The following is a 14,658-nucleotide window of genomic DNA, read 5'->3' on the forward strand; positions in this document are numbered from 1 at the left end:
CCGAGTCGATCCACAAGCCGCTCAGGTTCGAGCGTTGCAGGCGCCGCAGGTCTTCGCGGCTGTTGAGAACGAAACCGGCTTTCCAGAACGAGTGGTCCAGCCAGGAACCACAGAACTGGTGGATGTACATGCCCATTTGCAGTTGTTGCAGCGAGATCAATTTCAGCATCACCAGTACTCCCCACGGGGCGCTCGACTCTCGCCGCTGCAACGGCTGGACGGCAGCCGTTGCAGCGGGGAACTGCGGATCACACGAGCGTTTTTACCCACGCGTTTCGCTACGACCCCACGACACACGTCACAGGGCGAAGCGTGCCACCAGCTTGTTCAGACCCACCGCCAGGGACGACAGTTCGCTGCTGGCCAGCGAGGTCTGGCTGGCGGCGGACGAGCTCTGCAACGCCAGGTCGCGGATGCTCATCAGGTTCTGGTCCACCGAGCGCGCCACCTGGGCCTGTTCTTCCGAGGCGGTGGCGATCATCAGGTTGCGCTCGTTGATGTCGCTGATGGCTTCGGTGATATGGCCGATGGCACTGCCGGCCTCGTGGGCGATGGCCAGGGTCTGGTTGGCGTCCTCGCTGCTCTGCTGCATGGACAGCATGGCCTTGCTCGAGCCGTTCTGGATGCCCTGGATCATCTGCTCGATTTCCTGGGTCGACAACTGGGTACGATGGGCCAGGGCCCGCACCTCGTCGGCCACCACGGCAAAGCCACGGCCTTGCTCGCCGGCACGGGCCGCCTCGATCGCGGCGTTCAGGGCCAGCAGGTTGGTCTGCTCGGCGATGGCACGGATCACGTCCAGGACCTTGGTGATGTCCTGGGCCTGCTGGGCCAGCCCGGCCATCTCTACCCGGGTGTTCTCCACGGTGCCGGTGAGCTTCTCGATGGCATGGATGGTCTGCTCGACTCGTTCCTTGCCCAGGCCCGCCGAACGCTCCGACGCTTGGGTGGACTGCGAGGCGGACACCGCGTTGCGCGCCACTTCCTCCACCGCCGCGGTCATCTGGTTGACCGCCGTGGCGGCCTGGTCGGTCTCCATGCTCTGTTGCTGGATGCCGGCGTTGGACTCACGGGTGATGGCGCTCATTTCCTCGGCGGCCGAGGCCAGTTGGGTCGAGGAATCGCTGATATGGCGGATGGTCGACTTGAGACTGTCGAGCATGGCCTGGGTCGCCGCTTGCAGGTCGGTCAACTCGTCGCGCCCGCTGACGTCCACCTGGGTACGCAGGTCGCCCTCGGCGATCTTGCGGGTGCTGGCCAGCAACGACAGTACCGGATGGGTGATGCTGCGGGTGAACAAGGTGGCGATCAGGACGGTCAGGACGATGGCCAGGATGATGATTACCCAGGTCACGGTCAGGCCGCCGCTGAATTGCTCGCCAGCGACGACCGCGGATTGCTCGGCCCCGCTCTCGTTGATGCGAAGCAGCTCCTCGATGGACGCTTGCAGGGTGTTGGCCAGAGGCACCGTGACCTGGTTGATATAGTCGGCGGTCTGCTGGGCGGTATTGGTCTTGGTGGAGTCGATCATCACCGCCAGCTTGTCGAGGTAGTCCCGGGCGCCACGCTTGACCTGCTCGTAGGCGGCCTTTTCCTCGGGGCCGGATACCAGCGGCTCATAGCCTTTGATGGCCTCGACCAGGGTGGTCTTCAAGGTGTTCAGCTTGTCCAGCGACGCGGGCTTCTGGCTGTCTCCTTCAGTGGCGTAGTGCAGGGCCTCCAGGCGCACGCGCAAGGTGCCGGATTCGATTTTCGCGGCTTGGCGGACGCTGGGCAGCCAGTTGGCCTGCAAATCCAGCGCGGCGTCATGAATCTGTCCCATCTTCCACAGTGCCAGCCCCCCCAGGCCGATCAGGAGTACACAAATGGCGCCGAAGCTCAGCAGCGCCCTGGAAGTCAGCTTCAAGTTTCTTATCACCATGGAGGCACCTTGCAGGTTGGAGTGATACAGCCAGGTTTGTGTCGACTCCTTGTCGCCCTTGATATCACTCTGACTCCTAAATGATGAAAAATCTGTAGAAATGTTAAAAAATATTTCTGTAAACGCTTCTCCGTTTCACCCAGCGCACTAACCCTCGCAAACCGAACGACACGTTCCGGCAGGCTCGCCGCGCATGCGGGTTCTGCGGCTCGCGCCGCGCCGTGCGCAGCCTGCGCCAGCGGCTGCACGAGGCGCGATACGCGGCCCTGGCTTGACTCCCATCAACGCGCCTTTTGCGCTTTTGCACCATGCTTGGCGCCTGTCCAATGGAGAAGGAAAAGGCCCATGACTACGCCTGTGACAACGGCGCCCGCGGCCAAGGCCGTATTACCGATTGGATTGCTGGTCGCCGTGCTGGCCATGATCGGCGTGTTGTTCCTGCCGCTGCCCGCCGATCTGCCCGTGGCGGGGCACCGGATGCTGGCGATCCTGGCATTCGCCGTGGTGGTGTGGATCAGCGAAGCGGTGTCCTACGAGGCCAGCGCGATCATGATCACCGCCCTGATGGCGATCCTCATCGGCACCGCGCCAACCTTGCACGACCCCGGCCAGCTGTATGGCAGCTCGGCGGCCATCGGCCTGGCCCTGACCGGGTTTTCCAATTCGGCCCTGGCCCTGGTGGCCGGCGCCTTGTTCATCGCTGCCGCCATGACCCACACCGGCCTGGACCGGCGCATCGCCCTGGTGACCCTGGCCCGGGTCGGCACCAGTACCCGGCGCATTCTCCTGGGTGCCATCGCCGTGACTATCCTCCTCAGCCTGCTGGTGCCCAGCGCCACCGCCCGCAGTGCCTGCGTGGTGCCGATCATGATGGGGGTGATCGCCGCGTTCGGCGTCGACAAGCGCTCGAACATCGCCGCCGGGCTGATGATCGTGGTGGCCCAGGGCACCAGCATCTGGAACGTCGGGATCCAGACCGCCGCCGCGCAGAACCTGTTGACCGTGGGGTTCATGGACAAGATGCTCGGCCAGCGCGTGGCCTGGCTCGACTGGCTGATCGCCGGTGCGCCCTGGGCGCTGATCATGTCCCTGGTGCTGCTGTGGCTGGTGCTCAAGATGCTGCCCCCGGAGAGCGACAGCATTCCCGGCGGCAAGGAAGCGGTGGCCAGGTCCCTGGCGGATATCGGCCCCATGACCGGGCCGCAGAAACGCCTGCTGGCGGTGTCGCTGCTGTTGCTGCTGGCCTGGTCCACCGAAGGCAAGCTGCACCCGTTCGACACCACGACCACCACCTATGCCGGGCTGGTGATCCTGCTGCTGCCACGGATCGGCATCATGACCTGGAAGGATGTGCAGTCGCGCATTCCCTGGGGCACGGTGATCGTCTTCGGGGTCGGCATCAGCCTCGGTTCGGCGCTGCTCAGTACCCAGGCCGGGCAATGGCTGGGCACCCAGGTGGTGGCCCACACCGGACTGGACCAGGTAGGCCCGCTGGCGGTCTTCGCCATCCTCGGCGCCTTCCTGATCCTGATTCACCTGGGGTTCGCCAGCGCTACGGCGCTGACCTCGGCGTTGCTGCCGATCCTCATCGCGGTGCTGCAGACCCTGCCGGGCGAGTTCAGCCGGCTGGGCATGACCATGCTCCTGGGGTTCGTGGTCAGCTACGGCTTCATCCTGCCGATCAACGCCCCGCAGAACATGGTGTGCCTGGGCACCGAGACCTTCACCGCGCGCCAGTTCGCCAAGGTCGGGCTGGTGGTGACGCTGGCCGGCTACCTGCTGATGCTGGTGTTCGCCATGACCTGGTGGCAATGGCTGGGCTGGCTGTAGGCCCGGAGCGGGGCAGGGCTGGCGCTACAGCCAGCCGCTGAACACCCGGGTCACGCTACCGGCCAGGCGCACCTTGCCCTGGCCGTCCCAGCTCACGCTCACCGGGCCGCCGTCGCACAGCACCGTCACCTGGCTGTCCAGCAGGCCCCGGCGGATGCCGTTGACCACAGCGCCGCAGGAGCAGGAACCGGAGCCCAGGGGAATGCCGCCGTGGCGTTCCCAGATTCGCAGGCGAATGGTCTGGCGGTCGATGACCTGGATGAAATGCACGTTGGTCTGGTGCACGAACAGCGGATGGGTCTCGATCACCGGTCCGAGGACGGCGATGTCCAACTGCTGCAGGTCGTCGACGAAAAAACTGCAATGCGGGTTGCCCATGCTGCACGCCGCCGGCTCCCCCGGCAGCGGCAGGCGCAGGCTGTCCAGCTCCCGGGCCAGGGGAATGTCCTGCCAGGCGAGCCCGGGAACGCCCATCTCCACCGACACGCTGTCGTCGGCCAGGCGCCGGCACTCTTGCAGGCCGCGGGCGGTCTTCAGGCGCAGCGAACTGGCGCCGCTTTCGCGCAGCAACAGCTCGGCGGCACCCCGGGTGGCACTGCCGCAGGCATCGAGGCTGGAACCATCGGCATTGAAGAAGGTCAGTTGCGCCGCGCTCTGGCGACAATCGCCCAGCACCACCAGTTGATTGAAACCTATGCCGCGTCGCCGGTCGCCCAAGGCCCTGGCGCGTTCGGCGGTGATCGGCTGGCCGCGACCGCGGGCGTCGATCACCACGAAATCGTCGCCATTGGCATGCATCTTCACGAAATTAAGCGCCATTGAAACTCCACAGGGACCAGACAAGATATGCCACCAGGCGAGGAGCGACCGGGCCGCGGCGTCAGTCGTCATCCGTTGCAGGATTTCGAAAAAACTGCGGCGACGCCAGCGTCTTGAAATAAAATTCACCCAACCTACTCCGGGCGTGTCTGGGCCTGGGGCATGGCAGGCTGCCGGTCACACAGCCCGCATCGACCGTCCCGGTACGGACCAGAACACCACTAAGGTCACTGCATGGATCACTACGCCCCGCGCAACTGGCAGCCCCACGAAAAGCCCAGCTTGCCCGGCTCGCCCTCGACACCGCTGCACCCCACCCACAAGCGCCTGGCCTATGCCTTGGTGGGCCTTCTGGTGGCCATCACCGGCGGCTTGGGCAACGCCCTGGTGATCGCCAACCTGCCTTATCTGCAAGGCGCCCTGGGGGCCACCAGCGCGGAAATGGCCTGGCTGCCGGCCGCGTATGTCATGACCAACGTGTCGATGAACCTGCTGCTGGTGAAGTTTCGCCAGCAGTTCGGCCTGCGGGCCTTTACCGAGGTGTTCCTGGTGCTCTATGCCCTGGTGACCTTCGGCCACCTGTTCGTCAACGACCTGAGCTCGGCCATCGCCGTGCGCGCGGCCCACGGCATGGTGGGCGCGGCCCTGAGCTCGCTGGGCCTGTACTACATGGTCCAGGCCTTTCCGGCCAAGTGGCGGCTCAAGGCCCTGGTGCTGGGCCTGGGCACCTCGCAGCTGGCCTTGCCCCTGGCCCGGCTGTTCTCCGAAGACTTGTTGCAGATCGCCGAATGGCGCGGCCTGTACCTGTTCGAGCTGGGCCTGGCGCTGGCCTCCCTGGGCTGCGTGTTCATGCTCAAGTTGCCACCCGGGGACCGCTTTCGTACCTTCGAGAAACTCGATTTCCTGACCTTCGCCTTGCTGGCCACCGGCGTGGCGCTGCTGTGCGCGGTGCTGTCCCTGGGGCGCATCGACTGGTGGCTGGAGGCGCCGTGGATCGGCTACGCCAGCGCCGCCTCGATCCTGCTGATCCTCGCCGGCCTGTGCATCGAACATAACCGCCGCAACCCGATGCTGATGACCCGCTGGCTGGGTAGCGGGGCGATGATCCGCCTGGCCCTGGCGGTGATCCTGATCCGCATGGTGCTCTCGGAGCAGTCCACCGGCGCGGTGGGTTTCCTCCAGGCGCTGAACATGAGCAGCGAACAGATGCGCCTGCTTTACGGGGTGATGCTGCTGGGCAGCATCGCGGGGCTGGCCACCAGTGCCCTGACCATCAACCCGGCGCACCTGTTCATGCCCCTGGTCATTTCCCTGGCGCTGATGGCCGTCGGCTCGGTGATGGACAGTTTCTCCAGCAACCTCACGCGCCCGGCCAACATGTACATCAGCCAGTTCCTGCTGGCTTTCGGCGGCACCTTCTTCCTTGGCCCGACCATGGTCCTGGGTACCCGCAACGTACTGACCAACCCACGCAACCTGGTGAGCTTCTCGGTGCTGTTCGGCATCTGCCAGAACCTCGGCGGGCTGATCGGCTCGGCCCTGCTGGGGACCTTCCAGATCGTGCGCGAGAAATACCATTCCAGTCTTATCGTCGAGCAGCTGACCTTGCTCGACCCCCAGGTCCTGGCCCGGGTGCAGAGCGGCGCGGCGACCTATGGCAAGGTCATCGCCGACCCTGACCTGCGCACCCTGCAAGGCATGCGCAGCCTGGCCTCGGCGGCCACCCGCGAAGCCAACGTGATGGCCTACAACGATGTGTTCATGCTGATCGCGGTGATCGCCGTGCTGACCATGATCTGGATCTTCATCCGCAGCCTGTGGCTGATGAGCACCACCAAGCCCGTCGCGCCCCAGCCTCCCGTCCAACCCAGTGGTGCCCCTTCTTCATGAGCGAAACCGTCAATCCCACCACCAATGCCATCGCCTCGAGCCCCGAGCCCAATGGCCCGCCGACCATTCCTGCCACCGAGCCACGGCCGTTGGCGGTGCGGATCATCTCGTCCCTGGGGTTCGCCGCGATCGCCATCGTCGGCGTGCTGATCGTGCTCTACGCCTGGCAATTGCCGCCGTTTTCCAGCGCCATCGAAAGCACCGAGAACGCCCTGGTGCGCGGCCAGGTGACGATCATCGGGCCGCAGCTCAGCGGTTATGTGTTCGAAGTGCCGGTGCAGGACTTCCAGCACGTCAAGGCCGGCGACCTGCTGGTGCGCCTGGACGACCGCATCTACCAGCAGCGCCTGGACCAGTCCCTGGCCCAGCTGGCGGTGCAGAAGGCCTCCCTGGCCAATAACCTGCAACAGCGCAACAGCGCCGAAGCCACCATCAAGCTGCGCCAGGCGGCCCTGGCCGACAGCCAGGCCCAGGCGCGCAAGAGCGCCGCGGACCTTGCGCGCAACGAGGCGTTGATCGCCGATGGTTCGGTGTCCCGGCGCGAGCTGGACGTGACCCGCGCCGCCAATGCCCAGACCGTGGCAGCGGTGGCCCAGGCCCAGGCCCAGCTGGAAATCGCCCGCCAGGACCTGCAGACCGTGATCGTCAATCGCGGCTCCCTGGAGGCGGCGGTGGCCAATGCCGAAGCGGCGGTGCAACTGGCGCGCATCGACTTGTCCAACACTCGGATCCTCGCCCCGCGCGATGGCCAGCTGGGGCAGATCGGCGTGCGCCTGGGGGCCTACGTCAACTCCGGGGCGCAGTTGATGGCCCTGGTGCCGGACCAGCTGTGGGTGATCGCCAACATGAAGGAAACCCAGATGGACAACGTCCGGCTGGGGCAGCCGGTGAGTTTCACCGTGGATGCGCTGAACCACCGCAAGTTCACCGGCAAGGTGCAGTTGATCTCGCCGGCCACCGGCTCGGAATTCGCCTTGCTGCAGGCGGACAACGCCACCGGCAACTTCGTCAAGATCGCCCAGCGGGTGCCAGTGCGGATCACCGTCGATCCCGGCCAGCAAGAGCTGGATCGCCTGCGTCCGGGGCTGTCGGTGGTGGTCAGCATCGACACCTCCGTCACCCCCTAGCGCTACCTCCTTGTAGCCGCTGTCGAGCCCGCGAGGCTGCGCACGAGGACGCAGTCCTCGCCAAACCGGCCCATGCGTTCCATCTGGATAATCGCGGTGCCTGCTTCTACGGGTGCTGCGCACCCGGTCGCAGCCGCGCTGGCGCTGGGCAGCGGCTACAGGGCGGTTCAGGCTTGCAGCGGCGGTAGGGTGCCCAACAGGGCGACGGCGGCGACGGCGGCGATGCCCAGTGACCATTCCAGGCCCACGCTGCGGCGCAGGCTGTCCAGGCGCTGGTCGCAGCCCCGGATGCGCAGGCGATTGAACAGGGCCAGGGCCAGCATGCCGGCCACCAGCAGGGCTTTCACCAGCAGCACCAGGGCGAAACCGCTGAACAGCGGAGTCGGCCACCATTGGCCAGTGAGCATCCGTACGTTGACCAGGCCGCTGGCCAGCAGGCCCGCCACCAGCATGTAGCCCACGCCGCTGAAGCGCCGCAGCAACGGCTCCAGGGACGCCTGCGGCTGGCGCAGGACCATCAGCAATACCAGCAAACCGCCCAGCCACAGGCCGACGCAGCCCAGGTGGACGATCTGGTTGAGTATCAGCAATTGCCCCTTGAGGCCATCGAACATGGCGCCGTGGCCCACCGGGGCCAGGGTGCCCAGGAGCAGGGCGGCCAGTCCCAGGCGCAGCGGCAGGGAACGGCCCAGGGGCGTCAGCAGCAAGCCCAGCAGCAACAGGTTGAGCGCCAGGTGCCAGGTCCAGACCTGGCCGAAGAACGTCTTGCCCAGCACCAGCCCAACCGTCGCCGGGTCCAGGGCGGCGGACCAGGAGCCGGCCATGCTGGCGCTGATCAGCAGCAGCCAGGCCAGGCCGCTGCCAAGCCCGACCAGGGTCAGCCAGCGAGCCACGCGATCCAGCCGCTGCTGCACCATTTCATGACCTTGGCCCAGCAGCAGCGGGCGCAAGCCCCAGGCCCCGACCAAGGTCAGGATCGCGGCGAAATGCACGAAGCGGCACAGCACCAGCCATGACGCCATGGATTACGGGCTCACCTTGAAACTGTAGCTGCCTTCGCTCTTGTGGGTGTCCACCGACACTGCGTGCCATTGCACCTTGTAGCGGCCGGCCGGCAATGGAGCGCTGGCGGGGGTGACGACCAGGGTCTTCTTGTCCGCGCCTTCGGTGGCCAGGCCCTTGAGCGCGACGGGGGCGCCGTCCTTGCTCAGCTCGATCTTGGTGAAGGCCGCTTCCACGCCTTCGCTGAACTCCAGGCGCAGTTCGCTGGGGGCGCTGGCGCTGCTGTCGGCGGCGGGCGTGGTGGATTTCAGGTGGGCGTGGGCCAGCGCCGAGCCGGTGGCCAGCAGCGAGGCGAGAAGGGCGCAGGTGGTGCAGAGTGTTTTCAGCGACATGGCAGGTTACCTCTGGAAAAGCCAGGGAGCCGGCGCCGCTGGGGCGCCGGTATGGGTTCAAGCGTGTTGCAACTGCATGTGGATGATGGGGTACGGCTTGCCTTCGCCATCGGTTTGCGAGCGACCGTAGTCGACGAACCCGTAGTGACGGTAGAAACCGTGGGCCTGGGGGTTCTGCTCGTTGACATCGACCTTCAGGCCCGGCTGCCGGACCTGGTCCAACAGCTGGCGACCGATGCCCTGGCCACGCTGGGCCGGTTCGATGAACAGCATCTGCACGGTGTCCTCGTCAATGGCGATGAAGCCGCCGGGCGTGGCATCGGGGTTCTCCCACACCAGCACGCGCAGGGCCGGCAGGTAGCTGTCGCGTATCAGCGGGTAGAGGCGCTGGATGTCATCTTCGCTGATGAAGTCATGGGTGGCGCGTACCGAACGCTCCCAGAGCGCGGTGAGCGAGGCGTCGTCCGCAGCGACGCGAGGGCGAATCTTCATGGGGATGATCCATCTTGGTAACTGATTAGATGGCCGGCGGTAGGGCAGGGCCGGCATTTGGGCAGAGACCTGTATGCCCGTGTCGCGAATCAACGCTTGGACGGAGCACCGCAGTGACGGCTGCAAATGAGCGGGAGGCCGATCCTACCCAAACAGGCCGGCCGGCGAAACCCCGAAATAGCACCGTCAGCCCAGGGATCGATTGGCCCGTGGGCGGATGCTAGTCTTGCCGAAGACTGTTTTTAGGGAGCCCTCATGGGCAATCACAAGATCGAGATTCGTCGCAACAACGTGGAGAAGATCCTCCTGGGTGCCGAGAAAGTCTTCGCCGAAAAGGGTTACGCCGGCACCGCCATGGCCGACATCGCCGAAGAGGTGCAACTGCCGCGTTCCAACCTGCATTACTACTTCAGCACCAAGCACGAACTCTATAGCGCGGTGCTGCTGGACCTGCTGGACGTGTGGAAGCAGGACGCCCTGTGCTTCGAGATGTTCGACGACCCGCGGGTGGTGCTCAGCAGCTACATCCGCGCCAAGATGCAGCATTCGCGCACTCGCCCCCACGGTTCCAAGGTCTGGGCCAATGAGATCATGCATGGCGCGCCAAGCCTGGGCACCGCGTTGGACGAGAGCCTGTACGACTGGGCGAAGATGAAGGAAGCCAAGATCCGCCAATGGGTCGAGGACGGGCGGATCCTTGCGGTGGAGCCCTCGGCGCTGCTGTACCTGATCTGGGCCTCGACCCAGCATTACGCCGACTTCGACCACCAGGTGAACATCCTCAACGACCACCAACCGCTGTCGGACCTGCAATTCGAACGGGCGGTGCAGACCGTCACCAGCGTGATCCTGCGCGGCATCGGCCTCGAACCATAGAGGCAGCTACAAGCTGCAAGCAGGAGCAAGCTTCAAGCTAGGAGCTTGAAGCTTGCCGCTTGTCGCTTAAAACTTGCCGCTTGTGGCTGCTTCCGTGGTCTCGCGGTGAGGGTTGCGGGGGTCGTGCAGCCAGTCGAGGAACGGCTTGCCGGTCTGCTGCGGCACCATCTCGATGCAATCCTGCACCGGGCAGGTGATCTGGCACAGGTTGCAGCCCACGCATTCGTCGTCGATCACTTCATATTTATGGGTGCCGTCCGCTTGCCTGAGGCTGGCGATGGCCTGGTGCGAAGTGTCTTCGCAGGCGATATGACAACGGCCGCAACCGATGCACGCCTCCTGGTCAATTTTAGCGATCACCTGGTAGTTGATATCCAGGTACTTCCAGTCCGTGGTGTTGCCCACCGCCCGCCCGGAGAAGTCCTGCAGGCTGTGGTAGCCCTGGCTGTCCATCCAGCGCGAGAGGCCATCCTGCATCTCGTCGACGATACGAAAGCCATGCAGCATCGCCGCCGTGCACACCTGCACCGCGCCGCAGCCCAGGGCCACGAACTCCGCGGCATCGCGCCAGTTGCCGATACCGCCGATGCCGCAGATCGGCAGGCCATGGGTCTGCGGGTCGCGGGCGATCTCGGCCACCATGTTCAGGGCGATCGGCTTGACCGCCGAGCCGCAGTAGCCGCCGTGGGTGCTCTGGCTGCCCACCATCGGGTGGGCCACCATGCGTTCCAGGTCGACGCTGGTGATGGAGTTAATGGTGTTGATCAACGACACCGCATCGGCCCCGCCACGATGGGCGGCGCGGGCCGACTGGCGGATGTCGGTGATGTTCGGCGTCAGCTTGACGATCACCGGCAGCGAGCAGTACGTCTTGCACCAGCGGGGCACCTGCTCGACGTACTCCGGCACCTGGCCCACCGCCGCGCCCATGCCGCGTTCCGGCATGCCGTGGGGGCAACCGAAGTTCAGCTCGATGCCATCGGCGCCGGTGGCCTGCACCAGCGGCAGGATGTGTTTCCACGAATCCTCGACGCAAGGCACCATCAGCGAGACGATCAGCGCCCGGTCCGGCCAGTCCTTCTTCACCTGGGTGATTTCCCTGAGGTTGATCTCCAGGGAACGGTCGGTGATCAGCTCGATGTTGTTGATCCCCAGCACCTCGCGGTTGGCGCCGAAATGCGCCGAGTAGCGCGACGACACGTTGACCGCCGCCGGGTCTTCGCCGAGGGTTTTCCAGACCACGCCGCCCCAGCCCGCCTCGAAGGCGCGGACCACGTTGTAGGCTTTGTCGGTGGGCGGCGCGGAGGCCAGCCAGAACGGGTTGGGCGCCTTGATTCCTGCGAACACAATCGACAGATCGGCCATCACGCAGCCTCCACGTTGAGCATGAGTTGGGCATGCATGGCCTCGGCGGCCAGCTTGCCATGCTGCACGGCCTGGACGGTGAGGTCCTGGCCGAGGCTGGTGCAGTCTCCACCGGCGTAGACTCCGGGAATGCTGGTGCGCAGTTGCTCGTCCACGGCGATGCGATCGCCGCTGCGCTTGAGCTCCCGGGCCAGTGGATCGCCCAGGCTGGCGCTGTCGAACGCCTGGCCGATGGCCTTGAAGATCGCGTCGGCGGCCAGCTCGAAGGTTTCGCCGGTGGTGTGCAGGCGGCCCTCCACCAGCTGGGTGCGGGCGAAGCGCATGCCGCGCACCCGGCCCTGATCGTCCAGCAGCACCTGCTCGGGAGCGGCCCAGGTCAGCAACCGCACCTGGTTGGCCTTGGCGAGGTCCTGCTCATGGCCGGTGGCGCCCATGTCGGCGGCGCCACGGCGGTACACCAGGTTGACGTCGCGGGCGCCGAGGCGGGCCATCTGCACCGCCATGTCGATGGCGGTATTGCCGGCGCCGATGACGATGCAGCGCTCGGCCAGGGGCAACTGGCCAAGGTCGTCGGCCTGGCGCAGCTCGCGGATGTAGTCGGTGGCCGCCAGCAGCCCGGGGGCGTCCTCGTGCTCCAGGCCCAGGCGCTTGCTGGCCGCCAGGCCCAGGCCGAGGAATACCGCGTCGAACTCTTGGTGCAGTTCGCTCAGGCTCAAGTTGTCGCCCAGTACCTGGCCATGGCGGATCTCGATGCCGCCGACGTCGAGCAGGAACTCCAGTTCGCGCTGGGCGAAATCGTCCACCAGCTTGTACTTGGCGATCCCGTATTCGTTGAGGCCGCCGGCTTTTTCCCGGGCCTCGAAGATCACTACCTCATGGCCGTGCAAGGCGCAGCGGTGGGCGCAGGACAGTCCGGCCGGGCCGGCGCCGACCACGGCGATACGCTTGCCGGTGGCGGCGGCGCGCTGGAACGGATGCTGGCTGAACTGCGCATTGTCCAGGGCGTAGCGCTGCAGTTGGCCGATCAGCACCGGCGCGCATTCCTGGGCGTTGTTGCGCACGCAAGCCTGTTGGCACAGGACCTCGGTGGGGCAGACCCGGGCGCAGCTGCCGCCGAGGATGTTCGCCGCGAGGATCTTCTGCGCCGCCCCTTGGACGTTGTCGGTGTGGAGGTGACGGATGAACGAGGGGATGTCGATCTCGCTGGGGCAGGCGTTGACGCACGGCGCGTCGTAGCAGTACAGGCAGCGCGAAGCTTCCAGCTGCGCCTGGCGTGGGGTCAGGGGGGGCGCCAGGTCGCTGAAATGCTCGGCGAGGGTGGCGCCGTCCAGGGTCGGACGGGGCAAGTGGTTCAGGGTCTGGATCACGGTTCTGGCCTCAGGTTTTTTTATCGAATGCCTCTGATGGGCATTGTTTTTCAACCGGGCGCGAGCGCCCGGATCGCGAGCAAGCTCGCTCCTACAGGGGGCTGCGTTCTTGTAGGCGCGAGCTTGCTCGCGATAGGGGGCAGCGCCCCCTGATCTCAGCGTTTGACGGCAGTGGGCCTGTGGGCTTCGGCGCGCTTGCTCAGCAGGTCGAACACCGTCGGGTAGGCCGGGCGCTCGACGTAGCGCCCGGCGCCGCGCTCGGCCCGCAGGTCGCCGTCGGCCCACATCAGCCGGCCCTGGCTGATGGTGTGGCTGGGGATGCCACGCACGGTCTTGCCTTCGAAGATGTTGAAGTCCACCTGCTGGTGGTGGGTCTTGGCGGAAAGGGTCCGGGTGCCGGCCGGGTCCCACAGCACCAGGTCGGCATCGGCGCCGACGCGGATCGCCCCCTTGCGCGGGTAGAGGTTGAAGATCTTGGCGGTGTTGGTGGAGGTCAGGGCGACGAACTCCTGCATCGACAGGCGCCCGCTGTTGACCCCTTCGTCCCACAGCACGGCCATGCGGTCCTCGATGCCGGCGGTGCCGTTGGGGATCTTGCTGAAGTCCTCGCGCCCGGCGGCCTTCTGCTCGGCGCAGAAGCAGCAATGGTCGGTGGCGGTGGTGTGCAGGTTGCCCGCTTGCAGGCCATGCCACAGCGCCTCCTGGTGGCCGCGCGGGCGGAAGGGCGGGCTCATCACGTAGCCGGCGGCGGTCTGCCAGTCCGGGTTGCGGTACACGCTGTCGTCCAGCAGCAGGTGCCCGGCCAGCACCTCGCCGTAGACCGGTTGGCCCTGGGCCCGGGCATAGGTGATTTCGTCCAGGGCCTCGCGGGTGGACACGTGCACCAGGTACAGCGGCGTGCCCAGGGTCTGGGCGATGCGGATCGCCCGGCTGGCGGCTTCGCCCTCGACCTGGGATGGCCGCGACAGTGGATGGGCTTCCGGCCCGGTGATGCCCTGGGCCAGCAGCTTGCGCTGCAGGTGGTCCACCAGCTCGCCGTTCTCGGCGTGCACCGTGGGCACCGCGCCCAGTTCCAGGCAGCGCTCGAAGCTGGCCACCAGGGTGTCGTCGGCGGCCATGATGGCGTTCTTGTAGGCCATGAAATGCTTGAAGCTGTTGACCCCGTGATGCCGCACCAGCTCGGCCATTTCCTCGCGCACCTGCTCGCTCCACCAGGTCACGGCCACGTGGAAGCCATAGTCGCTGGCCGATTTCTCGGCCCAACCGCGCCACTGGTGGAAGGCTTCCAACAGCGATTGCCGGGGGTTGGGAATCACGAAGTCGATGATCGAGGTGGTGCCGCCGGCCAGGCCCGCCGCCGTCCCGCTGAAGAAGTCCTCGCTGGCCACGGTGCCCATGAAGGGCAGTTGCATGTGGGTGTGGGGATCGATGCCGCCGGGCATCAGGTACTGGCCGCTGCCGTCGAGCACTTCGCAGCCTGCGGGAATGTCCAGATGAGTGCCGATGGCTCTAATCAGGCCCTCTGCGCACAAGACATCGGCTTTATAACTTTCGTCATGGGTAATAACGGTGGCGCC

Annotated in this window: 13 protein-coding genes; 4 read left to right on the forward strand and 9 right to left on the reverse strand. The window is 66.0% G+C overall.

From position 1 onward, the window contains the following. Window positions 1-169: DUF3391 domain-containing protein (locus tag ACK6AU_RS28980; RefSeq protein WP_409303057.1), on the reverse strand; the 169-nt coding region annotated here is incomplete at its 3' end. A gap of 129 nt (window positions 170-298) precedes the next feature. Continuing rightward, window positions 299-1,921 carry a methyl-accepting chemotaxis protein gene (locus ACK6AU_RS28985; protein WP_409303040.1) on the reverse strand — a complete coding sequence of 541 codons (1,623 nt, stop codon included), beginning with the start codon at window positions 1,919-1,921 and terminating at the stop codon, window positions 299-301. A 345-nt stretch (window positions 1,922-2,266) separates the two neighbouring features. On the opposite strand from ACK6AU_RS28985, the gene ACK6AU_RS28990 reads away from it, so the two are divergent. Beyond that, complete coding sequence (locus ACK6AU_RS28990) at window positions 2,267-3,751, forward strand: DASS family sodium-coupled anion symporter (RefSeq protein ID WP_409303042.1); 1,485 nt, start codon at window positions 2,267-2,269, stop codon at window positions 3,749-3,751. Window positions 3,752-3,775: 24 nt separating this feature from the next. On the opposite strand, the gene dapF is transcribed toward ACK6AU_RS28990, so the two are convergent. After that, the gene (dapF, locus tag ACK6AU_RS28995; protein ID WP_409303044.1) at window positions 3,776-4,570 is read right to left on the reverse strand and encodes a diaminopimelate epimerase; all 795 of its coding nucleotides are present in this window, start codon (window positions 4,568-4,570) and stop codon (window positions 3,776-3,778) included. Window positions 4,571-4,804: 234 nt separating this feature from the next. Between dapF and ACK6AU_RS29000 the strand changes: the two genes are divergently transcribed. Next, a complete protein-coding gene (locus ACK6AU_RS29000; protein WP_409303046.1) occupies window positions 4,805-6,460 on the forward strand; it encodes an MFS transporter in 1,656 nt (551 codons plus the stop codon). Continuing rightward, entirely contained in the window at window positions 6,457-7,587 is a 1,131-nt protein-coding gene (locus ACK6AU_RS29005) for an HlyD family secretion protein (RefSeq protein ID WP_409303048.1), read from the forward strand. Before ACK6AU_RS29000 ends, ACK6AU_RS29005 begins: the two co-directional genes overlap by 4 nt. A gap of 167 nt (window positions 7,588-7,754) precedes the next feature. Here the strand turns inward: ACK6AU_RS29005 and copD are convergent, their stop codons facing one another. The 3 genes from copD to ACK6AU_RS29020 are packed head-to-tail and all read right to left on the reverse strand — an operon-like array spanning window position 7,755 to window position 9,473. Further along, a complete protein-coding gene (gene copD / locus ACK6AU_RS29010) occupies window positions 7,755-8,609 on the reverse strand; it encodes a copper homeostasis membrane protein CopD (protein WP_409303050.1) in 855 nt (284 codons plus the stop codon). Between the two features lie 3 nt (window positions 8,610-8,612). Beyond that, window positions 8,613-8,981 carry a copper homeostasis periplasmic binding protein CopC gene (gene copC, locus ACK6AU_RS29015; RefSeq protein ID WP_185701517.1) on the reverse strand — a complete coding sequence of 123 codons (369 nt, stop codon included), beginning with the start codon at window positions 8,979-8,981 and terminating at the stop codon, window positions 8,613-8,615. 57 nt (window positions 8,982-9,038) lie between these two features. Continuing rightward, the gene (locus ACK6AU_RS29020; protein WP_185701518.1) at window positions 9,039-9,473 is read right to left on the reverse strand and encodes a GNAT family N-acetyltransferase; all 435 of its coding nucleotides are present in this window, start codon (window positions 9,471-9,473) and stop codon (window positions 9,039-9,041) included. Between the two features lie 255 nt (window positions 9,474-9,728). Here ACK6AU_RS29020 and ACK6AU_RS29025 point away from each other — a divergent pair, with 255 nt between their 5' ends. Further along, window positions 9,729-10,349, forward strand: coding sequence for a TetR/AcrR family transcriptional regulator (locus tag ACK6AU_RS29025; RefSeq protein ID WP_185701519.1), 621 nt, complete (start codon window positions 9,729-9,731; stop codon window positions 10,347-10,349). Between the two features lie 66 nt (window positions 10,350-10,415). On the opposite strand, the gene preA is transcribed toward ACK6AU_RS29025, so the two are convergent. The 3 genes from preA to hydA form a co-directional block, all read right to left on the reverse strand. Next, window positions 10,416-11,717: an NAD-dependent dihydropyrimidine dehydrogenase subunit PreA gene (gene preA / locus ACK6AU_RS29030; protein WP_409303053.1), complete on the reverse strand. Its 1,302-nt coding sequence runs from the start codon at window positions 11,715-11,717 to the stop codon at window positions 10,416-10,418. Next, the gene (locus tag ACK6AU_RS29035; RefSeq protein ID WP_185701521.1) at window positions 11,714-13,081 is read right to left on the reverse strand and encodes an NAD(P)-dependent oxidoreductase; all 1,368 of its coding nucleotides are present in this window, start codon (window positions 13,079-13,081) and stop codon (window positions 11,714-11,716) included. Before ACK6AU_RS29035 ends, preA begins: the two co-directional genes overlap by 4 nt. Before the next feature lie 155 nt (window positions 13,082-13,236). Beyond that, window positions 13,237-14,658: dihydropyrimidinase (gene hydA / locus ACK6AU_RS29040; protein WP_409303055.1), on the reverse strand; the 1,422-nt coding region annotated here is incomplete at its 5' end.

Source organism: Pseudomonas sp. KCJK8993, from assembly GCF_046230915.1.
In the GTDB taxonomy this organism is placed as follows: domain Bacteria; phylum Pseudomonadota; class Gammaproteobacteria; order Pseudomonadales; family Pseudomonadaceae; genus Aquipseudomonas; species Aquipseudomonas piscis.